Source organism: Paenibacillus sp. NN59 (assembly GCF_057597225.1).
Genome location: NZ_CP199678.1, coordinates 35,781 through 58,398 on the forward strand (window position 1 = coordinate 35,781; position 22,618 = coordinate 58,398).

Annotated in this window: 21 protein-coding genes; 20 read left to right on the plus strand and 1 reads right to left on the minus strand. The window is 47.0% G+C overall.

Translation table 11 applies throughout. The features are described from left to right. The first annotated feature begins 190 nt into the window (after window positions 1-190). The 6 genes from ACT89M_RS00165 (at window position 191) to ACT89M_RS00190 (ending at window position 5,568) form a co-directional block, all read left to right on the plus strand. A complete protein-coding gene (locus ACT89M_RS00165) occupies window positions 191-367 on the plus strand; it encodes a small, acid-soluble spore protein, alpha/beta type (protein WP_090924606.1) in 177 nt (58 codons plus the stop codon). 148 nt (window positions 368-515) lie between these two features. Further along, entirely contained in the window at window positions 516-1,370 is an 855-nt protein-coding gene (gene ispE, locus ACT89M_RS00170; RefSeq protein WP_154892105.1) for a 4-(cytidine 5'-diphospho)-2-C-methyl-D-erythritol kinase, read from the plus strand. A 98-nt stretch (window positions 1,371-1,468) separates the two neighbouring features. After that, window positions 1,469-2,296 carry a pur operon repressor gene (gene purR / locus ACT89M_RS00175; protein WP_090924607.1) on the plus strand — a complete coding sequence of 276 codons (828 nt, stop codon included), beginning with the start codon at window positions 1,469-1,471 and terminating at the stop codon, window positions 2,294-2,296. A 188-nt stretch (window positions 2,297-2,484) separates the two neighbouring features. Next, window positions 2,485-2,769, plus strand: coding sequence for a septation regulator SpoVG (gene spoVG / locus ACT89M_RS00180; protein WP_017691372.1), 285 nt, complete (start codon window positions 2,485-2,487; stop codon window positions 2,767-2,769). 354 nt (window positions 2,770-3,123) lie between these two features. Then, on the plus strand, window positions 3,124-4,515 hold the full coding sequence (gene glmU / locus ACT89M_RS00185) for a bifunctional UDP-N-acetylglucosamine diphosphorylase/glucosamine-1-phosphate N-acetyltransferase GlmU (RefSeq protein WP_373323339.1): 1,392 nt from the start codon (window positions 3,124-3,126) through the stop codon (window positions 4,513-4,515). 99 nt (window positions 4,516-4,614) lie between these two features. Further along, the gene (locus ACT89M_RS00190) at window positions 4,615-5,568 is read left to right on the plus strand and encodes a ribose-phosphate diphosphokinase (protein ID WP_017691370.1); all 954 of its coding nucleotides are present in this window, start codon (window positions 4,615-4,617) and stop codon (window positions 5,566-5,568) included. A 104-nt stretch (window positions 5,569-5,672) separates the two neighbouring features. On the opposite strand, the gene ACT89M_RS00195 is transcribed toward ACT89M_RS00190, so the two are convergent. Then, window positions 5,673-5,873 (minus strand): hypothetical protein, encoded by a 201-nt coding sequence (locus ACT89M_RS00195; RefSeq protein ID WP_090924609.1) that lies wholly within the window; start codon window positions 5,871-5,873, stop codon window positions 5,673-5,675. A gap of 116 nt (window positions 5,874-5,989) precedes the next feature. Between ACT89M_RS00195 and pth the strand changes: the two genes are divergently transcribed. The 14 genes from pth to spoIIE all read left to right on the plus strand — a co-directional run bounded on the left by pth (window position 5,990) and on the right by spoIIE (window position 22,583). Then, on the plus strand, window positions 5,990-6,550 hold the full coding sequence (gene pth / locus ACT89M_RS00200; RefSeq protein WP_308723514.1) for an aminoacyl-tRNA hydrolase: 561 nt from the start codon (window positions 5,990-5,992) through the stop codon (window positions 6,548-6,550). A gap of 108 nt (window positions 6,551-6,658) precedes the next feature. Then, entirely contained in the window at window positions 6,659-6,889 is a 231-nt protein-coding gene (gene fin, locus ACT89M_RS00205; RefSeq protein WP_090924611.1) for an anti-sigma-F factor Fin, read from the plus strand. A gap of 341 nt (window positions 6,890-7,230) precedes the next feature. Further along, the gene (gene mfd, locus ACT89M_RS00210; RefSeq protein ID WP_154960448.1) at window positions 7,231-10,758 is read left to right on the plus strand and encodes a transcription-repair coupling factor; all 3,528 of its coding nucleotides are present in this window, start codon (window positions 7,231-7,233) and stop codon (window positions 10,756-10,758) included. Further along, the gene (locus tag ACT89M_RS00215; RefSeq protein WP_154892091.1) at window positions 10,742-11,887 is read left to right on the plus strand and encodes a peptidylprolyl isomerase; all 1,146 of its coding nucleotides are present in this window, start codon (window positions 10,742-10,744) and stop codon (window positions 11,885-11,887) included. The genes mfd and ACT89M_RS00215 overlap by 17 nt, the downstream gene beginning before the upstream one ends. A gap of 345 nt (window positions 11,888-12,232) precedes the next feature. Continuing rightward, entirely contained in the window at window positions 12,233-12,775 is a 543-nt protein-coding gene (gene spoVT, locus ACT89M_RS00220; protein ID WP_090924614.1) for a stage V sporulation protein T, read from the plus strand. Between the two features lie 335 nt (window positions 12,776-13,110). Further along, a complete protein-coding gene (locus ACT89M_RS00225) occupies window positions 13,111-14,898 on the plus strand; it encodes a putative polysaccharide biosynthesis protein (protein ID WP_154892104.1) in 1,788 nt (595 codons plus the stop codon). 232 nt (window positions 14,899-15,130) lie between these two features. Beyond that, a complete protein-coding gene (gene yabN / locus ACT89M_RS00230; RefSeq protein ID WP_090924616.1) occupies window positions 15,131-16,624 on the plus strand; it encodes a bifunctional methyltransferase/pyrophosphohydrolase YabN in 1,494 nt (497 codons plus the stop codon). Window positions 16,625-16,928: 304 nt separating this feature from the next. Next, complete coding sequence (locus tag ACT89M_RS00235) at window positions 16,929-17,201, plus strand: HU family DNA-binding protein (protein ID WP_090924617.1); 273 nt, start codon at window positions 16,929-16,931, stop codon at window positions 17,199-17,201. Next, on the plus strand, window positions 17,201-17,479 hold the full coding sequence (locus ACT89M_RS00240; protein WP_090924618.1) for an RNA-binding S4 domain-containing protein: 279 nt from the start codon (window positions 17,201-17,203) through the stop codon (window positions 17,477-17,479). Before ACT89M_RS00235 ends, ACT89M_RS00240 begins: the two co-directional genes overlap by 1 nt. A gap of 169 nt (window positions 17,480-17,648) precedes the next feature. Then, complete coding sequence (yabP, locus tag ACT89M_RS00245; RefSeq protein ID WP_090924619.1) at window positions 17,649-17,933, plus strand: sporulation protein YabP; 285 nt, start codon at window positions 17,649-17,651, stop codon at window positions 17,931-17,933. Continuing rightward, window positions 17,930-18,499, plus strand: a complete 570-nt coding sequence (yabQ, locus tag ACT89M_RS00250; RefSeq protein WP_154892090.1) for a spore cortex biosynthesis protein YabQ — start codon at window positions 17,930-17,932, stop codon at window positions 18,497-18,499. Before yabP ends, yabQ begins: the two co-directional genes overlap by 4 nt. 16 nt (window positions 18,500-18,515) lie before the next feature. After that, a complete protein-coding gene (locus ACT89M_RS00255) occupies window positions 18,516-18,851 on the plus strand; it encodes a septum formation initiator family protein (RefSeq protein WP_154892089.1) in 336 nt (111 codons plus the stop codon). A gap of 198 nt (window positions 18,852-19,049) precedes the next feature. Then, complete coding sequence (locus tag ACT89M_RS00260) at window positions 19,050-19,577, plus strand: S1 domain-containing RNA-binding protein (protein WP_090924622.1); 528 nt, start codon at window positions 19,050-19,052, stop codon at window positions 19,575-19,577. A gap of 498 nt (window positions 19,578-20,075) precedes the next feature. Next, on the plus strand, window positions 20,076-22,583 hold the full coding sequence (gene spoIIE, locus ACT89M_RS00265) for a stage II sporulation protein E (RefSeq protein ID WP_186809871.1): 2,508 nt from the start codon (window positions 20,076-20,078) through the stop codon (window positions 22,581-22,583). The last annotated feature ends 35 nt before the right edge of the window (window positions 22,584-22,618 follow it).

Genomic DNA, 22,618 nt, shown 5'->3' on the forward strand with positions numbered 1-22,618 from the left:
CCTATAGGTGGGTCGCTTTTTTGTATGCAGGAATGACTACGGAATGCAGGCGGCATACTATGTGGACAGGTCCTGGGAAAGCTCTCTGTTAAGACGGGGATGTTATACCAGGACTTGGGGCTTGGGGATGAACAATCCCGAATTGAAGGGACTCATTGTGTCTTGAATAAGATATGGAGGAGGATGGTTCATGAGTCGGAGAAGAAGAAGTGTCATGTCGGAGGAACTGAAGTACGAGCTGGCGAAGGACCTGGGCTTCTATGATACCGTTCAGCAGGAAGGCTGGGGCGGAATTAAAGCCAAGGATGCCGGTAACATGGTGAAACGAGCGATTCAAATGGCTGAGCAAGCAGCGCGCAAATCATAATCAGGTTCATCCAGATTGGAGAGCGGGGCAATTCTCAGGAATCACCCCGCTTTTTCCCCATAGATGTGGAATACAAATGACTTGACAGCCCCATTTTGATATAATATGTTAAGTTGTCTTAGGGAAAAGGTGAGGACGGGTGAACGTCTTGAAAATTTACGAAAAAGCGCCTGCTAAAATTAATTTGATGTTGGATGTTCTACATAAAAGAAGTGATGGATTTCATGAAGTTGAAATGATCATGACGATGGTTGATCTGGCGGATCGACTGGAGATGTCGGAACTTCCTCGAGATACGATTGTCATCTCAAGCCAAGCGGGTTATATTCCGCTGGATGAGAAGAATCTGGCCTTTCAGGCGGCAAGACTAATTAAAGAACGTTACAACGTGCGTACAGGGGTCCACATTCATCTGGATAAAAAAATTCCGGTAGCTGCTGGCCTTGCCGGCGGTAGCAGTGATGCAGCCGCAACGTTGCGTGGATTAAACCGTCTATGGCGGCTGAATATACCGGATCAGGAGTTGCAAGAGCTTGGTGCAGAACTGGGCTCGGATGTTCCGTTCTGTATTACAGGCGGCACTGCACTGGCAACAGGGCGGGGGGAGAAGTTAACCCCGATTCCTAATCCGCCTCAGTGCTGGGTTATTTTAGCCAAACCCCCAATCAATGTGTCCACAGCAGATGTATATGGACGATTCCGCAGTGACAAGATTGTTCGGCATCCAAGTGCATCCCGAATGGAGCAGGCGATTCGAAGCCAATCCTTTACAGAGGTGTGTAGTCAGCTGGGTAATGTGCTGGAGGATGTGACGCTCAAGCTGTATCCGGAAGTGCAGCATCTCAAAGATGCGATGATTCGTCTTGGAGCAGACGGAGTGTTGATGTCTGGCAGTGGACCAACGGTATTTGGACTTGTGTCCAAAGAAGCCAAAGTTGCACGTATTTATAACGGACTTCGGGGGTTCTGCAAAGAGGTATACGCTGTACGGTTGTTAACGTAAATTTACTATTTTATAATGTACAAACACGTATAAAGGTGGTATATTTTTAAATAATTATTCGGATTTGGATGTTTCCGTGATCGTGAGGATGGATCTCTGTGAAGAAGTTAAAACGAAGCGCAAGGCTGGTTGAAATGACGCAATACTTATTATCCAGACCACATACGGTGATTCCGCTCACCACATTTGCCGAACGTTATGGTGCTGCCAAGTCGTCTATTAGCGAGGACCTGGCTATTATCAAGGAAGTGTTCGAAGAAGGTGGGTCGGGAGAACTGCATACGCTGGCAGGAGCTGCTGGTGGGGTGAAGTGGATTCCGAAAGTATCGGAAGAACATGCTCTTGCTTTTGCTGAGCGGCTGTCTACACAGCTTGCGCAGCCGGATCGGATTTTACCGGGAGGGTATCTGTATATGTCAGATCTTCTTGGACAGCCGGCCCTGATGAATGAAGCGGGCAAAATCTTTGCAACGGCTTTTGGCGATATGAATATTGATGTAGTCATGACGGTGGAAACCAAAGGCATCCCGCTAGCTTATGCGACTGGAGCCCAGCTTAACCTTCCTGTTGTACTCGTTCGCAGGGACCATCAGGCTACGGAAGGATCAGCCGTAAGTATTAATTATGTATCGGGATCGCACAAAAGTCTGCATACCATGTCCCTATCTCGCCGGGCGATGAAAGAGCATTCCCGTGTACTGATCGTGGATGATTTCATGAAAGCCGGAGGTACCGTTCAAGGCATGATTGATCTGCTTGCAGAGTTCAATGCAACGGTGGCGGGAGTTGGCGTGTTGGTGGAATCGGGTTCGGTAGATTCAGAGGAGCGTCTGCTGACGGATTATGTATCTCTCGCGAAGCTGACAGCGGTTGATGCCAAGAGCAGACACATTTCTGTCTCGCCGGGTAACTATTTCGACCTGTAGAATAATGACGAATTACATGTCGGGAAAGGTTCTTTTCCATCGACCTGGCACTAACGTTGTCGAATTGTGTATTAAATAAAAAAATTCCTGAAATTAGGATATTTTTATGGTCGTGAAAAGAAGGAGTTCGTATAGGCTGTGTGGAATTATACACCAAGTTCTGATGGAAAAAGGTGGTGAACACACACATGCAAATTACGGATGTCAGACTCCGCCGCGTTAACTCGGAAGGGAGAATGAAAGCTATCGCATCCATTACCATCGATAACGAATTCGTCGTTCATGACATTCGTGTCATCGATGGTAACAACGGAATGTTTGTTGCAATGCCGAGCAAGCGGACTCCTGACGGAGAGTTCCGTGATATCGCCCACCCGATCTCTTCTGGTACGCGTGAGAAGATTCAGGCAGCAGTATTAACTGAGTACGATCGTGCAGCTACTGAGGAAGAAGTCATTGAAGAAGGTGCCTGAGAACATTATTGGGGTTCGAAGGAAAAGAGAGCCATGTCTTATGGCTCTCTTTTCTTTTTGATCGGAATAAGATATATTCAGTATTGAGTTTATTCAAAAGAGAACCGGAGCGCATCCTGCGTTCGGTAGCAGAGCGGCATCTTAGGAATCGTTGGGATTCAGTTAAGCTCGCAGGTACACGGCGTTACTTATGAGGTCATGATCCACTCGTGACTATGTTGTTACGCGTGATTACAGAGACAGCAGGCGATGAACAAGACCGGCTTGAAGCCGGCTGAATGATTCTCATTGGAGATGAATGTGTAAGGAATTCAATGGGGTTTTCAGAACAGGAGGTCGTTAATTTTGAAACGCATGGCAATTGTTCTAGCCGCAGGGCAGGGCAAACGAATGAAATCCAAATTGTACAAAGTACTGCATCCCGTATGCGGTAAACCGATGGTCGGACATGTGCTGGATGCAGCGCTTCGTGCAGGCGTTGAACGCAGCGTAGTTGTTGTCGGACATGGGGCCGAAGCGGTGCAGTCATTTTTAGGTTCCAGAGCGGAGTACGCTCTTCAAGCGGAACAGCTCGGTACTGGTCATGCCGTGAAACAGGTCAAATCCCTGCTCGGCAATGAACATGGGTCAACGATTGTAGTCTGTGGCGACACACCTCTCGTTACCAGCGAAACGTTGGAAGGTCTGATGAAGTTGCATGAGGAAAGTGGCGCAGCCGCTACAGTACTCACAGCTGAGCTCGATAATCCTAAGGGATACGGACGCGTAATCCGCGGGCAAGATGGTTCCGTACAACGAATCGTTGAACAAAAGGATTGCACACCGCAAGAAGATGCCGTAAAGGAAATTAATACAGGCACGTATTGCTTTGACAATGCAAAGCTGTTTGCCGCACTGGAGAAGGTTACGAACCAGAACGCGCAGGGCGAGTATTATCTGACAGACGTTGTCGGCATTTTCAAGAGCGAGGGCGAAGTCGTCGAAGCTTATATGTCTGACGATATCGCTGAATCCATCGGGGTTAATGACAGACTTGCTCTTTCACAAGCAGAAGCATATATGCGGGAACGTCTGGCTGTGCGCCATATGTTGAACGGGGTAACGATTATTGATCCTTCATCGACATATATCGGAGCAGATGTTACGATTGGATCAGACACAGTACTGTATCCGGGAACCGTTCTTAAAGGCACTACTTCGATTGGTGAAGCATGTCATATCGGTCCTCATGCAGATATTGAAGACAGTATCATCCAAGATGGTGCTGCGATTAAACATTCGGTGCTATCCCAGGCAGAAGTTGGTCCTGATGCAACCGTAGGTCCTTTTGCCAATCTGCGCCCTGGCACCAAGTTAGGTCGTAACGTAAAAATTGGTGACTTTGTTGAAGTAAAAAATGCTACAATTGATGAAGGATCTAAAGTGTCACATCTCAGTTATATCGGGGATGCGCAGGTAGGTAAGAACGTAAATGTTGGTTGCGGGGCAATAACGGTCAATTATGATGGATATAATAAAGCTATAACAACCATTGAAGATGATGCTTTTGTAGGTAGCAACGTTAATTTGATCGCACCGATTACGGTTGGTAAAGGCGCTTATGTCGTTGCAGGCTCCACCGTAACACATTCCGTTCCTGAGAATGATCTGGCGATTGCTCGTCCACGTCAGGAAAACAAAGCAGGTTATGCGGAGAAAATCCGCGGACGTGCAAAAGCCAAGAAACAAAACGCCAAACCCGAATAAGGGGTTTTGATAACCAATTGCCTCCCGTTACCCGGGAGGTGCCGACATGTCGCAGACGCTTATAGATTCCAATGAACCAGCACGGAGGGTTTTTATTTTATGACTTATTTTGACTCGAAATTAAAAATATTTACTTGCAATTCTAACCCCAAGCTTGCTCATCAAATTGCTGATTATATCGGGATTCCTATGGGTGAATCTCATACAACCAGCTTTAGTGATGGCGAGATTCAAGTGAAACTCTCCGAGAGTGTTCGTGGTTGCCACGTATATATCGTGCAGTCAACTTGCTTGCCGGTTAATGACAATCTGATGGAAATGCTGGTCATGATTGATGCATTAAAACGTGCATCGGCCAAAACAATCAACGTAGTTATTCCGTATTACGGCTATGCGCGCCAAGATCGCAAAGCACGTTCACGTGACCCGATTACGGCCAAGCTGGTTGCCAACCTGATTGAAAAAGCAGGCGCAACACGTGTAATCGCAATGGATTTGCATGCGATGCAGATTCAGGGATTCTTCGACATTCCAGTCGATCATCTGCTGGGTGTGCCGATTCTGGCGCAATATTTCCGCTCGAAACAGATCGAAAACCCGGTTGTAGTGTCACCTGACCACGGTGGTGTGGTTCGTGCGCGCAAACTGGCTGATTTCCTGAATGCACCGCTTGCGATTATCGACAAACGTCGTCCTGAGCCGAACGTCAGCGAAGTTATGAATATTATCGGTAATATCGAAGGCAAAACAGCGATTCTGATAGATGACATCATTGATACTGCCGGAACAATTGTACTGGGAGCGAATGCTCTGATGGAAGGCGGCGTGAAGGAAGTATATGCATGCTGTACTCACCCGGTATTGTCTGGCCCTGCGATGGAACGTTTGGAAAATGCACCGCTGAAGGAAGTCATCGTGACGGATACAATTCCAATTACACATGCAAATCCAACAAGCAAACTTAAAGTGCTTTCTGTAGCACCATTGCTTGGGGAAGCCATCATCCGGGTTCATGAGGAATTGTCAATCAGCAAGCTGTTTGAAATTGAATAGGATGTCTGCATAAAGTAGTAGAGGGGTTACGTCTTCCGGTTGAACGGAAAATGTAACCCCTGTCGGCGTGCCGTTTTTAATGTGATAGAAAACCGCCTGGCGCATTAATATCCCGGGCGGGAAATAAAACGGAAGCGGCGTCTGTGAAAGAGTGTATCGGCAATTTCGACAAATTGACTATCGAAACGGGTAATCACACCAATCTCGATATGGGTATCACGGTCGTACACCTGCACAGGCACGTGATGTTCCAGATGATAAATAAAGTCACTATGTTGAGTCAGTTGTCCGTTATCTTCGCGCAAAACCCGCTCACCTTCCTGGGTGGATAAATGTTCAATACGTACTTTCCTGATATTATATGAAATATAACATTCGAAGTCTATGCCTCACCTAATGGATGCTCGAAGGAGGGAACAAGATGAAGTGGATTGTCGGACTTGGGAATCCAGGTTCAAACTATGCCAAAACCCGGCATAATATCGGTTTTATGGCACTGGATCGATTGGCAGATCGCCATAACATTTCGATTACACAGAACAAGTGTAAAGCACTGATCGGAGAAGGCAACATTGGAGGCGTCAAAACAGTACTGATCAAACCGATGACCTATATGAACCTCTCGGGTGAATCGGTACGAGCTTATATGGATTTTTATAAAGTGAACCTGGAAGATCTAATCGTTGTATACGACGATATGGATACAGAAATAGGCAAGTTACGATTGCGTTATCAGGGTAGCGCCGGTGGACATAATGGAATCAAGTCCATTATTCAGCACACAGGTACACAGCAGTTCAACCGGGTTCGTATGGGGATATCAAGGCCTGATCCGGGACATGCCATTGTAGACTACGTACTGTCAACGTTCATGAAGAAAGAAAAAGAAGCGCTGGAGCAGACGATTGAGCAAACATGTGATGCGCTGGAATATAGTTTGACGAATACGTTCGAGCAAACGATGGCGAAATTCAACGGCTGATGCATTCCAGTAATATGGAATTTACACTGAAAAAAAGATTAATTGACGACTTTGATTCGGACAACCTGGGCATACTGGATGTATAAACCATGTTCAGGAGGCATAACTATGTCAGTGAATTATGTATGTCGGCATTGCCGTACCTTTATTGGCCAGATTGATTCGGCTAAAATTACGGAAGCACAGCTCGGTTTTCATTTCTTGACCCCCGACGAGCGGAGGGATATAATAGCGTATAATTCCGGTGGTGATGTTACCGTTCGGATTACATGCGATTATTGTAAGGAAGCGTTGGAACACAACCCCGAGCTGAGCCTGCTTGCAAATCCGCTCCAGTAGCTATTGCCTGTAGGGATTTAATTAATGCTATGGAATGGATAAATGTTGAAAAATGACAGAGAGGATGACCGCAGTTACAGCGGTTTGCCCTTTTTATAGCCTTGGCAGCCTGCTGAGGCTTCTTTTCAGTTGGGACAGAATCAAGGGTATATTCAACTTTGTAATAGGATTCAGAGTGGTCCTGTAGGAACAGATGTGGAAATGTTTGGAGTAATCCTTTATGATGAAACAGGACAAAAAGGAATAAGTATCCAGTTTTTAAAAAATTCCAATGACCGAAGATGCTGCACATCGATGTGCAATAATCTATAATCAAGAAAGTTATAAGAGAGGTGCCCCTTTTGTTACAAGCACTCATACAGGCTTTTTCCAAAGATCCGGACTTTGCGTCCATTACAGCCGGGGTTAAATCCGGCATGAAGGAGCAATTGGTTTCGGGCCTATCCGGTTCGGCTCGTCAGATCATGCTGGCTACGCTGCACCAAGAGATGGATCGACCACTGCTCGTCGTGACACATAATATGTTTGCCGCACAAAAAATAGCGGAAGATTTACAGGAAGCGCTTTCATCAGATCAGGTGTTGATCTATCCTGCGAATGAACTTGTTGCTGCTGAGGCAGCGGTATCTAGTCCGGAGACACTTGCTCAGCGCATTGAAGTATTGGTTCGTTGCGCCCAGGGTTTCAGGGGCATTGTTGTCATTCCTTTTTCAGGGGTAAGACGTTATGTTCCGCTCCCGGAAGTCATGGCAAATGCACATATCCAGATTAAGCAAGGCAGCACGCTTCAACTGGATTCGTTCTTGCTTGAGATGGTAACGCTTGGCTATGAACGTGTTGAGCGAGTTGAATCTCGCGGAGAGATGAGTGTACGTGGAGGCATTATCGACTTCTATCCAGTGACTTCATCGATTGCATATCGGGTGGAGTTATTTGACGACGAAATCGATTCCATTCGTACATTTGACCCTGCGGATCAGCGTTCCATTGAACGGATAGAGGAAATTACTGTTTTGCCATGTAAAGAGTTAATCGCTGATCAGGAGCGTATGGAGAAGGCAGCGGATACGGCAGCAATTTTGCTTGAACAGCAGCTGGAGAAAATGACAGATCGCCAGGCCAAGTTGCGCCTTCGGGAAGAGATGCATCGGGAGATTGAGTTGCTGCGTCAGCATGTCTACTTTTCGGAAATGTACAAATACATCTCCCCGCTTTATCCTGAAAATAAAACGATTTATGACTATATGCCAGAAGATACCATTCTAGTGATGGATGAGCCGGCGAGATTGTCGGAAACCTCGAAACAACTGGACAGAGACGAATCGGAGTGGAACTTGCATCTGATGCAAAATGGTAAAACCTTGCCGGATCTGCCGTTATCGGCAGATGGGGATGATTTGCTCTATGAGCGTCCATTCCAGACCATCTTTATGTCGATCTTTTTGCGTCAGGTTCCGCATACCCAGCCACAGAATATTCTGAACTTTATCAGCCGTGGCATGCAGGATTTCCACGGACAGATGAACGTGCTGAAGGCGGAGATGGAACGCTGGCAGAAAGCCGGTGTTCAGGTGTTGATGCTTGCGAATGGTGAGGAACGGATGGACCGGATGCGCCGGGTATTGCAGGATTACGACATTCCTGAGCCGGAGATGCTGAATGGCAATTTGCAAACGGGATTTGAGATGCCGTCCATTCATTTGGCGGTGATCACAGAAGGTGAGATGTTCTCACAGAAGCAGCGTAAAGCCCGTAAACCGATTCGAAACATCGATAATGCCGAGCGTATCAAATCCTATAGCGAGCTGAAAGTGGGCGATTATGTCGTTCACCAGAACCACGGAATTGGTAAATACCTCGGGATTGGTACGCTTGAGGTTGCTGGTATTCACAAAGACTACATGCACATTCTGTATGCAGGCGGCGACAAATTGTCTGTTCCGATTGAACAGATTGATCTTATTCAGAAATATGTGGGTTCCGAAGAGAAGGAGCCTAAAATATACAAGCTGGGCGGTAACGAGTGGACACGGGTTAAAAATAAGGTTCGTTCATCCGTTCAGGATATCGCCGATGATCTGATCAAGCTGTACGCAGAACGTCAAACATCTAAAGGCTATGGGTTCGACAAGGATTCCGCAGAGCAACAAGAATTCGAAGACATGTTCCCTTACGATGAGACACGTGATCAGATGCGCGCGATTGAAGAAATCAAAAAAGATATGGAACAAAACCGTCCCATGGATCGTTTATTGTGTGGAGACGTTGGTTACGGGAAAACTGAAGTTGCGATTCGGGCTGCATTTAAAGCGGCAATCGAGGGCAAACAGGTAGCGGTATTGGTTCCGACCACAATTTTAGCTCAGCAACACTATGAAACGTTCCGTGAGCGGTTCTCCGGTTATCCGTTTAACATTCATGTTCTTAGCCGATTCCGTTCCCGCAAGGAACAGAATGAGACCGCCAAAGGTATCAAAGCCGGTACAATAGACATTGTTATTGGTACGCATCGCTTGCTGTCACAGGATCTGGTGTTTAAAGATCTGGGATTGCTTATTGTCGATGAGGAGCAACGTTTTGGTGTAACACATAAAGAGAAGCTCAAGAAGCTCAAAACCAACGTGGATGTGTTGACCCTCACGGCAACCCCGATTCCGCGTACTTTACACATGTCCATGTTGGGTGTACGTGACTTGTCCGTTATTGAGACACCGCCAGAGAACCGTTTCCCCGTTCAGACCTACGTGGTAGAGCATAGTCAGGCTCTTGTTCGTGAAGCGATTGAGCGTGAGTTGGCGCGTGGTGGTCAGGTATATTATCTCTACAACCGGGTACAAGGCATTCAGGAGATGGCAGCCGAAATCTCGGATCTGGTGCCAGAAGCCAAAGTGGGTGTTGGGCATGGGCAGATGACAGAAACCGAGCTGGAGAAGACGATTCTCGACTTCCTGGACGGAGAGTATGATGTGCTGGTGAGCACGAGTATCATTGAAACAGGTGTGGACATTCCGAATGTAAATACACTCATTGTGCATGATGCAGACAAAATGGGACTTTCCCAGCTGTATCAGTTGCGTGGACGGGTAGGACGGTCTAACCGGATTGCCTATGCGTATTTCACATACCAACGGGACAAAGTGTTAACCGAAGTTGCCGAGAAGCGTCTGCAATCGATCAAGGAATTCACAGAGCTTGGTTCAGGCTTCAAAATTGCAATGCGAGACTTGTCCATCCGTGGGGCCGGTAACCTGCTTGGAGCAGAACAGCATGGCTTTATCGCCTCCGTCGGGTTCGATCTGTACTCACAGATGCTGGCGGAAGAGATTAACAAACGTAAAGTTACCATGCTGGGTGAAGAGCCCGTTCCTTCTGATCAGTGGAATACAACGCTAGATCTCAGTATCGATGCCTACTTGCCATCGGATTATATTTATGACAGTATTCAGAAGATTGAGATCTATAAAAAGGTCGCAGTGATTGCTTCCTTCGACGATGCAATGGAACTGGAAGACGAACTGGTTGACCGCTTCGGTGATTTACCGGAAGCTGTAATTAATTTGATGGCAGTAGCCCGCCTCAAAGTGTATGGCAAAATCTATGGTATTGAGTCCATCACACAGCGTGGCGATGATCTTACAGTCAAGTTCTATGAAGGACGTGAACATGCCTTCGAGTTGTCAAAAATCGCACACATTGGAAATCAGTTCGAAAGACGTGTACAATTTGAACAAGGACCCCATATGCTGATTCATGTCAAAGGCAAGGGTCTTGGGGATAAGCAACTGATGGAGCTGGTAGAAAAGTTTCTGGAATCCATGAAGACTGCTTTTAAATCAAAGGGGGAACTAAAAGATGTTAGCAAAGTATAAAAAAGTGGGAAAAGTGCTGTCCGTAGGTATGGTAGCAGTACTGTCCCTGTCCTTGCTTGCTGCATGTGGCAAGAAGGAAGAAGCAAAAGCACCGGAATCAACAGATAAAAGTGCTGTTGTAGCTACGTATGATGGTGGCACAATTACAGCGAATGAATTCGACATGGAACAACGTGTCATGAAATTCCTCTATCCGGAATATGCACAAATGATGGAGATGGATGATTTTAAAGAATATCTCGTGAAGCAAGAGATTGCTTATGAATATTTGAGTGGCAAAGCAAGTGAAGATGCCAAAACGGCTGGAGCCAAAACAGCATCTGAACAATTCGACAAAATGAAGGCTTCCGTGAAGGAAGAGCAATGGACTGAAATGTTAAAGACTCAAAAACTGACAGACCAAAACATTAAAGATTACATGACCCGTATTATGACGGTAATCAAAGATAAAGAAACAGGCGTAACCGAAGATGCCATGAAGGCAGAGTTTGAGAAAAACAAAGATCAGTATACAACAGCTTCTGTACGTCATGTGCTGATTACTTTTAAAGATCCTAAAACGCAAAAAGATCGTAAAAAAGAAGACACGTTGAAGCTTGCAAAAGAAGTAAAAGCGAAACTGGATGGCGGCGCTGATTTTGCTGAGATTGCGAAAAAATATTCCGAAGATCCGGGATCTGCTGAAAAAGGCGGACTTTATGAAAATACACCTGTTGCGAATTGGGTAGATTCTTTCAAGGAAGCTGCAAAAACATTGCCGCTGAACAAAATCAGTGATCCGGTTGAAACAGAGTACGGTTATCACATCATGAAAGTGGAAGCACGTACGGAAGCAGATTACTCCAAGTTGACGGCAGAGCAAAAAGAGACACTGAAAAGCCAACTGGCGGCTGCTCAAATCGATACGTTTATGCAAAAAGAGCTGGATAAAATCATCAAAGAAGTGAAACTTCCAAAAACGGAGAAAAAAGAGGAAGGCACTACTGAAGGTTCGACAGGTACTGGTACAGAAGGCACGAAAACAGATGGATCAAAAACCGATTCTAAAGGTACAGATGCAAAAACAGATCAAGGTACAACAGGAACAGACAAAGATGCAAAAACCGAAGAAGGTACAAGCAGTAAATAGTCTGATTCACAGTGATTTTAACATGCGTTTCAGAGAAGCCTAAGAAGCTTGCTGAACCGGGTTATATTCACCGTAATATGGACAACCTATAACGAAGTACAGGGAGAACTACGGTTCTTTCTGTTGCTTCGTTTTTTGGTTTACATGGAGCGTAAACGACTGGAGATACAATTTTTATTACTTTATAAAAAAGTTAAACCACGATATTCCGCAAAGCATGTATAAGGATATGGGAACAGATGAATACTATGGTCAAGAAATCACACTAAACGTTCTGGGACTTTCCTCTACCCATTAAGGAACAGTAGTTGAAAAATCTTCTCGAGAAAGTGGGGCAACATGTAAATGAAAGCTACTGGTATTGTCCGCCGTATAGATGACCTGGGTCGTGTGGTCATTCCTAAAGAAATCCGTCGTACGTTGCGTATTCGTGAGGGAGATCCGCTTGAAATTTTTGTGGATCGGGATGGAGAAGTTATTCTTAAAAAATATTCGCCTATTGGCGAACTTGGTGATTTTGCCAAAGAATATGCGGAATCGTTGTATGAGAGTACAGGTCACGTTACGATGATTTCTGACCGGGATACCATTATCACGGTGGCAGGCGGCTCCAAGAAAGAGTATTTGGATAAACAGGTTGGCAGCCTTGTGGAGAGTTGCATGGAAAACCGTAAGACAATTATGGAAGCAACCAATGGTACTTATGAGCTTAGCAAAGATCATGACGAGACGTTATCCTCTTTTGTTATCGCGCCAATTATCTCTGGTGGTGATCCCATCGGAACCGTTATCCTGTTCAACAAGGATGAATCCGTGAAGATGTCTCAGATGGAGACCAAAATGGCTGAGACGGCTGCTGGCTTCCTTGGCAAACAAATGGAACAATAGATAGCAGATGGACTCCTGTGAGCCTGAACCGGGCATACGGGAGTTTTTGCTTTTTACATATAAGTTGAACTATAGGTATTTACACAGGTACTCCGATGACAGAATAACCTGGAGAGTAGCGGTTATCCCCAGGATTTTTTTTGGATTCCCTTTTCCAAAGGGGGAAAATCCGGTGATAAAGGCGAGGCATATGCTTCCGATGCAGCTTTCTTTCAGGGAGGCTAGAGGTTTTGATCTGATCACAGGTTGTGGCTCAAAGGATGTTCGTATTGTGTGCCTTCTGGCAGGTATAATAGCAAAGGAAGCTTTATGCTTCGTTGAATGCCAGAATACACATGGAAGGAACCGGGAAATTGACAAAACAGCCATCTTCAGGAACAAGGCTGCTACAGGGTGCTTTTATCCTTGGGCTTGCCGCCATTATCTCCAAAATCATTGGTGCTTTTCAAAAAATTCCTCTTCAAAATCTGGGGGGAGACGGTGTCTTTGGTATCTACAATACGGTCTATCCGTTATATATGCTCATTATTACGCTGGCTGCGGCTGGGTTGCCCTTGGCTGTATCCAAATTTGTAGCTGAACAGAATGCCCTCGGCAGACCAGACGAGAGCCGAAGAATTATACGAATATCTTCGATGTTGCTTGGCGGATTAGGCATGATTACCGCGATGGTGATGTATGGAAGTGCGCCGTGGATTGCAGGTCTGATTGGGAATCAGCATGTGATTCCTTCCATCCGTGCAGCATCCCTGGCCTTGTTATGTGTACCGCTGATGACGGGTTTACGTGGATACTTCCAGGGGATGCAGCAGATGGTGCCTACAGCGGTATCTCAGGTGGTCGAACAGACGGTGCGGGTCACGGTCATGATTGTGGTGTTATTATGGCTGATCCGCCAGGATGCTTCGCTTGAAACGGTTGCTTCCGGGGCAATGTTAGGCTCGGTAGCCGGAGGATGTGCAGGGCTCATTGTCATGTTGGGATTCGTATATAGACATCGGCGGAAAGAGCAGGAAGTACATTCGATGGATAGAGAGCCGATGTACATAGAAGATCGCAAGAAAAAGGGCGAGGCAGTATGTGAAGAGTCTTTGGATTCAGGGGCAGATCGGCATACCGAAGTAGTGGAACATGACGTTGCAGTAGTTGGAGGAAGCGGTCAAGTTCGGAAGATCAGACGCTCAAATGCCGAATGGATGCGTACTTTGCTTGTCTATGCCATTCCGGTTTGTCTTGGATCGCTGGCAGTGCCCCTGATGAATCTGGTGGACACCTTTACCGTTCCACGTCTGCTACGTGGTGAAGGGCTGGATGATATGCAAACGATGGTATCCTTCGGCATATACAACCGCGGATTGCCGCTGGTGCAGCTGGTGACGATGCTTGCCACGTCACTCTCGGTGCTGTTTATTCCGGCGATGGCCGAAGCGCGCCTGAAGGGCGGGCCAGAAGCCGTCAGGAAGCAAGCGGGCATGGCGCTGCGCTGGTTCTGGCTGATCGGTCTGGCAGCCTCTGCAGGACTTGCGGTGCTGGCAGACCCGATTAACCGCATGCTGTACGGGGATGCCGCAGGCACCGAAGCATTGCGGTATATGGCGCTGACGGCTGCAGGTAGCACCGTCAGCATCATCGCGGCGGCGCTGCTGCAAGGCCTCGGCGCCGTGCGTGCTCCTGCGTTCAGCATGCTGGCCGCCGCAGGCGTCAAGGTGCTGCTGAACGTCATGCTTGTGCCAGCGCTGGGCATCAGCGGCGCGGCACTTGCAGGTGCAGCCGCCTATATGCTGGCGGCTAGCCTGAATGTGCTGCTTCTGGCGCGGCTCACCGCCATGCGCCCTGCTCCTGGCGCCGTCTTGGCGAAGCCGGCGCTGGTGATCGCCGCCATGAGCCTGGCGGCGCTAGGCATGGCCTGGGCCACCGAAGCAGTGCTCGGCGGCTTGGGCATCGCAGCCACGCATCGGCTGGCTGCGATGGGCGTGAGCCTGCTGGGCATTGCCGCAGGCGCAGCCGTGTTTGTGCTGGCCGCGGCCCGGACAGGGTTACTGACCGCCGCAGAGCTGGCGGCCTTGCCGAAGCTGGGGCCGCGTCTGGCGCAGCTGTTGCGCAGACTGCGTGTACTGCGCTAGCCAAATCATAGTTGCTATAGTGTAAGTTGATGGAGAGCCAGTACGACTGAACAGCATGAAACAGCTAAGCAGATGCAATTATAGGATATCGACAGATTCTGGTATAATACGTTTAATTATTGAGTGCCATCCTGTTCAGATAAAAAAGAGAGATGCTCATGCGCACATTGAAATGTTACATGAGTTAGAGGTAGCCCGGAAAACAGGATGGTTCGGATGGAGGTTAAGTGTAATGAGTGCAGCTTTGACAGTGGTAGGTCTTGGATCTGGAGATGCGGACCAACTGACTTTAGGTATTATTAAAAAAATGAAACATGCGGCTACATTGTATGTACGCACACTGGATCATCCTGTCTTGAATGATTTACAGCAGGAAGGGCTAGAGATGACGTCGTTTGACACCATCTATGAGTCCAAATCCTCCTTCCCGGAGGTTTACGATGAGATTGCGAACCAATTAATCGATGCGGCTCGTAGCGGCGATGCAGGCACCGAGATTGTCTATGCTGTACCAGGCCATCCAATGGTGGCCGAAGCCAGTGTACGACTTTTGAAAGAACGTTGTCCGCAGCAGGGCATTTCCTTACGTATTATGGGCGGAGAGAGCTTCCTGGATGAAGCCTTTATCCGACTGGGATTCGACCCTATTGAAGGCTTTCAACTGCTTGATGCAAGTAGCCTCAGCCCCGAATTGATACAACCCCAGCTGCATACGTTGATTGGACAAGTCTACGACGGTTTTACGGCATCCGATGTGAAGCTATGTCTAATGGAAGTATACCCGGATGATTATCCGGTGTTTGTGGGTCATGCACTTGGTGTACAAGATCAGGAAGTCATCCATAAGGTACCACTGCATGAGTTGGATCGTACCCCCGGATATGGAAACCTGTCGCTGATCTATGTGCCGAAAAATACAGATGATGCACTACGCCGCCGTTCTTTCGCGCGATTGCACGAGATCGTAAACATTCTTCGCAGTCCGGGTGGCTGTCCATGGGATCAGGAGCAGACACATCAGTCGATTCGTAAAAACCTGATTGAAGAGACATACGAAGTGATTGAAACTATCGATGAGGATGACCCGGATCACATGAAAGAAGAACTGGGTGATCTGTTGTTGCAAATTATGTTGCATTCTCAGATGGAGGAAGAGGTTGGCACATTCAACGTATATGACGTTATAGAAGGACTTAATGACAAGTTGATTTTCCGTCACCCGCACGTATTTGGCGATAATCAAGCCGAAGACGCGAATGAAGCCCTGCAAAACTGGGAACAGATGAAAGCAGAGGAGAAAAAACGTAAAGGCCAGGACGTAGAAAAAACTTCCGTACTGGACGGTATCCCCCGTGATCTGCCTGCACTTATGAAAGGATATAAGCTCCAGAAGAAGGCCGCCAAAGTTGGCTTTGACTGGGATGATGTGGAGGGCGTTTTTGCCAAGATCGAAGAAGAACTGGCTGAACTCAGAGAAGCGGTACAACAAGGGCATGATGCAGAAGCACGCAAGCTTGAACTCGGTGATGTGTTATTTGCCACGGCGAATGTGGCACGTTTTATTGACACAGATCCGGAGGAGGCTCTTGCCGCCACGAACCGCAAGTTTGTGGCAAGGTTTCAGTACATTGAGGATCGGTTGCGTGAACAGGGCAAAACACCTGCGGAAAGTACGGTAGAAGAGATGGAACGGTTCTGGCAACAGGCAAAGAAGGCCGGGCTCTGATTTTACTGATTTGTAAAAATACCCAGACACCGTATTCCATCAGGCTCGGCAGTGTGTTATGATGATACGAACGTGTGTTCAGCATTATATTGAGTCTGGTGTTTGAAGAGACATCATATCGGGTACTGGACTAAGATGATTCTCTGTCATGCAACGGCATAAGTTAAAAAAAGTCGTTGGTCAAGGCAGGAATTTAGCATGAAAGCCAGAATACATGTGTAGTAACCGTGCGAGAATCAACTTGGTTATTTTAAAACAGCCAAGGCTCGCAGATACTTTTTTTTCAATTTGGGAGGCTTTTAACATGAACAAAACAGACCTGATCAACAACATTTCAAACAAAAGCGGTTTGACAAAGAAAGATGTCGAGTCCGTATTGAACGGCTTTTTAGGAGAAATTACAGATGCACTTGCCAGCGGAGACAAAGTACAATTGATCGGCTTTGGCACTTTTGAGACCCGCAAACGTTCTGGTCGTACGGGACGTAACCCACAAACAGGGAATGAGATTGTGATTCCTGAGTCCACTGTTCCTGCATTCAAAGCAGGTAACAAACTTAAAGAAGCTGTAAAATAATGCGTCTTGATAAATTCCTGAAGGTATCTCGGTTGATCAAACGCCGTACTGTAGCCAAGGATGTTTCTGAACAGGGACGTGTTCTTGTAAATGGACGGGAAGCCAAGCCCAGCGCTGCTGTCAAGGTAGGCGATGAGCTGACGGTTCAGTTCGGTCAGAAGCTAGTCACCGTGAAGGTGGAGCGTCTTGCTGAGAGTACCAAGAAGGATGAGGCAAGCAGCCTCTATACCTTGGTTAAGGAAGAGCCGATTGCCAAGGATAACGGGATGGATTGGTAACAGAAATTTCTGATACATCTTTAGATCATTTAAATGAAGCGTTCTCCCAGTAAAGGGAGGACGCTTTTATGTTTTTTCCCAGAGACAAATGGAAAGATCAAAGAGACAGGAGTTCTAATCTGGGTATCTCATCCATAAGCTAGGTACTAAAGAAGGAGGGGTACATGCCATGGCTGAGCACGGAAAAGCTAAACAACACTATCTAAACATGCAAAATAGGAAACTGCTGGATCTAACAGGGGTTTCGAATGTGGAGAGCTTTGACAGTGAGGAGTTCTTGCTTCAGACCGAACTTGGGCATCTGACGATCCGGGGGCACAATTTACATATCAAAAACCTGAGCCTGGAGGAAGGTCTTTTATCCATTGAGGGTACGGTCAGTTCACTTCAGTATCTCGATCCCGGTTCCCAGTCCAAAAACAGCAAAGGCCTGTTTGGCAAGATGTTCCGATGATTCTGGATGCGCAGTGGATCACACTGACCTGGATGGTGTTATCGGGAGTTGTGATGGGTGTAGCTTATGACAGTTACCGGGTACTGTCAGGACAGCTGCGATTTCCGAGGTGGAGCATCCACACGTTAGACCTGTTGTATTGGGTCGCTTCCGCACTGTTCGTTTTCCGGATGTTGTATGCCGGAAACCACGGACAGTTGCGGTTTTATGTCTTTTTGGGGCTGATTATCGGAGTTTGCTTCTATTTTTGGCTTTTAAGTGTTACAACCCAGCGTTTTGTGGTAATGTTAATTAAACTCGCGAGAACACTCATCCAGTGGTGTGGACATATCCTTAACATCCTGATTGTTGTGCCAGCGAAGGGAATATACAGATTGGTTCGTGTATTATTTGGTTTCATCATCGCGATCCTGTTATTCCTGGGCAAGCTGGTGTTGCAATGTTTAATCCCTTTCGGCAAGTTGTTCCGCTGGATGTTTAGGCCGCTACTGAGATATTGGGTAACGCCTCGATGGATGATCCAAGCGGGTACAAGAATTGCAACGATATGGAAACGCTGGTTTTAAGGAGGTCGTCCGGGGAATGAGTAGAATACCTGTGGGTAGTAAGAAGAGCCCAGCTAACCAGGGAAAGTCTGCTGGTGCACGAAGGCGTCTGATGCTTTGGTTGACATTTGTTGCTGTGTTTGCGATCTGGGCAGGATATACGTTTCTTGTACAGAATGCGCAAATTTCGGACAAGAGTGATTACTTGGCCACACAGCAAACTTCGCAGCAGGATACGCAGAAACAGCTCGAGCAGCTGAAGTATGAGGTCAGTCGGTTGAAGGACCCTGAATACATAGGACAGCTGGCACGAAAAAAAGGTTACTATCTTCCTGAAGAAACACCAATTCAGGTCGAAGGGTCAGGGAACTGATGGAATCCAGTCTTTTGCTGAGCAAGGTTTGTTTTCCATGAGTCTTATGCGCGTAAACCGGAAAAAATAGGCGTTACAATGGGGTAGTGCTCAGTTGACCTTGGTTTATGGCATAAGGTATAATTACATTTAGCACAGCATGATTTTGGCATTCAAAAAATCGGGTTGTATATTTTTAAGGGAGGATCATTTTATTCTATGGCAATTGAAGTGGGCACCAAGTTAGAGGGCAAGGTGACAGGAATCACGCATTTTGGAGCATTTGTGGATCTGTCAGGAGGTGTCACGGGTCTCGTTCACATCTCGGAAATCGCCGACAATTACGTCAAAGATGTCAACGACCACCTGAAGCTGAATGACCAAGTCACAGTAAAGGTTATCAACGTTGACAAAGACGGCAAGATCGGACTTTCCATCAAACAGGCTGTTGACAAACCGGTAGAGCAACAAACTCAATCCAGACCCCCAAGAGCTCCTAGACCGGAACGCAGTGGAGGAGATCGCGAACGATTCAGCGGCGGAGGCCCAAGTGGTGGCCAAGGTCGTGGTGGTGGCGGCGGTGGATTTAACCGTGACCGCGGAGGCCGTTCTTTCAAGCCCGCAGCAGGCAAACCTTCATTTGAGGATAAAATGTCACGCTTCCTGAAAGATAGCGAGGAACGGATCTCTTCGCTCAAGAAGAATACAGAAGGCAAACGTGGTGGCCGCGGCGCTAAGCGTGTGTAATCTGTTTCAACCTGATTTGAATATATAAGTAAAACCGTTAGCCTACTGGCTAACGGTTTTTTTGTGCTTATTTTATATAATCTGATGACCATTTCATATTTCGATGAAACATCGGTTAGGAGTTTATTTTCAGGTAAAACGCGACATGATTTCTTCATGATTTACATTGTGCAGGGGAGAATAAGAACATTTGTCGTCTCCCATTTTTTACCGACAGGTTTCCATGGCATTCTCCAGTTATTCTGCTCAGATCATGACGACACCCTCTAACTTCTCGTTCAAAATCAGACATGCCACCGTTCAACAGTTTGCTCAAAAATGCTAGAAAGCACAATAAGGCCGAGGGTTTCACACCATCGCGCCGCAGCGGTTTCTTTTGTCGTAAACTTTTTGAAGCTCGTCCAGCTATTCTGACAAACTATGTCTTCTATTCTATCTATAATCAGAACCATCGAGAGTGAAACACGAAATCAAATAATCGAATGGGGTGCCTTGAGCATGATGGAGAAGTGGAATGTCATTCAATTTCCGGGGATGAAAGCAGGCAAGGGGGGTGCTGCAGCTCGTGAGGAGCTGTCGGTACGTCTGAAACAGTGGCTGGGTTCCCGCAAGGCTGTCCAGGCTGTAGCATCTCGCAAATGGGTGTTGCTACTTACTTTTATGGGGTTCTTATTGGGAAAGGCGATGATCTTGAATGAATTAACTCCTTTTGCGATTGCATACTTTGCCGTGATTGCTTTTATGCGCAGGGATTATATGATACCCGTTGGTGCGGCATTACTCGCAGGGAGTCTGTTTGCACCATTCCCGGTTTCGCTAATTGTAGCCTCTGAGATTGCCATCTTCTATCTGCTGTTCAGAGGGCTCGAGTCTTACGACCGTGCTGAATTATCTTATGCACCAGTAATGGTGTTTACGACAACTTTTATGGTGAAGCTATTTGCCGTTGTGATTGGGCCTTCGTTCAGTTGGTATGCGATGTTGATGCTCACCATGGATTCCGTGCTAAGTTTCGTATTAACCCTTGTATTCATTCAGGCTATCCCCATTTTTACGTATCGCAAAAAAAAATTCAGCCTAAAGAACGAGGAGATTTTGTGTCTGATCATCCTGCTGGCTTCCGTGATGACTGGGGCAGTTGGGTGGACCATTCAGTCTCTTTCGGTGGAGCATATGCTTTCCCGTTATCTCATTCTTGTCTTTGCGCTGGTGGGCGGAGCCCCCTTGGGTGCATCGGTTGGAGTGATTACGGGGTTAATTCTGAGTCTCGCCGATATGTCTGCCGTGTATCAGATGAGTCTGCTTGCTTTTGCCGGGATGTTGGCAGGTATGCTTCGTGAGGGGAAACGTATGGGGGTTGCCCTAGGGATGTTGCTAGGTTCATCTATTCTATCGATTTACTTGGGCGGCCCAAGTGACGTGATGAATTCCTTGTGGGAGACGTGTGCAGCTATCGTCCTGTTTATGTTAACACCCAAAAGCATGTTCACAGCAATCTCCAAATACGTACCAGGCACACAGGATCATACCAAATCCCAGCATGAATATGCGAAACGCATTCGGGATATTACGGCGGAGCGAGTAACACGTTTCTCACAGGTATTCCGTCAGTTGTCACGCAGCTTCGATCAGATGTCCGGCACGGGAGAGCCGGTACATAAAGAAGGCGGGATGGATCATTTCATGAACGCGGTTGCTGAGGGTACTTGTGCAGGGTGCTTCAAGCGTGCGCAATGCTGGGATACGAAGTTTATTCAAACGTATAGCTATATGACCGATGTGATGAGTTCCATTGAGACAAACCCGGAGATGTCAGGTGACCAAATTCCGGTGGAATGGAACCGGGTGTGTGCCAAACCGGAGGAGGTACTCGAAGTGATGCGTGCCCAATATGGCCTGCATCAGCATAATATGCAATGGAAACGCCAGATTATGGACAGTCGTCAGCTGGTTGCTGAGCAATTGTCGGGTGTATCACAGGTGATGGAGGACTTGGCCAAAGAAATTCAACGCGAAAGTGAGGAGATGGTACAGCAGGAAGAACAAATTCGGGATGCACTGGAGTCATTGGGACTATCTATTCATTCTATAGAAATTATTAATCTGGAAGCTGGCAATGTGGAGATTGAGATTGTACATGCTTATACAAGAGGATTCGATGAATGCCGTAAAATGATTGCTCCGCTGATCTCTAACGTGCTGGACGAGCATATTGCTGTGTTGCATGAGACCATGACTGATCCCCGTCAGGGACTGGCAACCGTAACCTTCGGTTCAGCGAAGACATTCGAGATCACGACAGGTGTAGCTGCCGCCGCTAAAGGAGGCGATGTGATGTCTGGAGACAGCTTCAGCACTGTGGAGCTTGGCAACGGTACGTTTGCAGTGGCACTTAGTGACGGGATGGGCAACGGGGAACGGGCTCGTATGGAGAGCAGTGCTGCATTAAATATTTTGGAGCAACTGCTTCAATCGGGCATGGACGAGAAATTAGCAATCAAATCTGTCAATTCTGTGCTGATGCTGCGTTCTCCAGAGGAGATGTATGCCACCGTAGATATGGCATTGATCGATGAATATACGGCAGAGACAACGTTTATGAAAATTGGTTCGACCCCAAGCTTTATTAAACGTGGGCAGGAGGTTATTCAAGTTTCAGCGAGCAATCTACCGATTGGGATCATTAAAGATATTGAGGTCGATTTGGTCACCCTTCAGTTACAGCCGGGTGATATCTTGATCATGATGACGGACGGCATCTATGATGCTCCAGGATATGCAGTCAATAAAGAGCTATGGATGAAACGACTTATTCAAGAGATTCATACGGATGATCCGCAGGAACTCGCCGATTGCTTGCTTGAGAGTGTTATTCGCTATCAGCAGCAAGAGATTTTGGATGACATGACCGTTGTGGTTGGCAAAGTTGAACATTATCGCCCGGAATGGGCCACCTTACGTGTGCCTGGTATTAATCGTATGGAGCGTCCTCGCACCGTAAGTTAAATCTATTCGAATCCGTTTGAACTCTCTTCAATGTG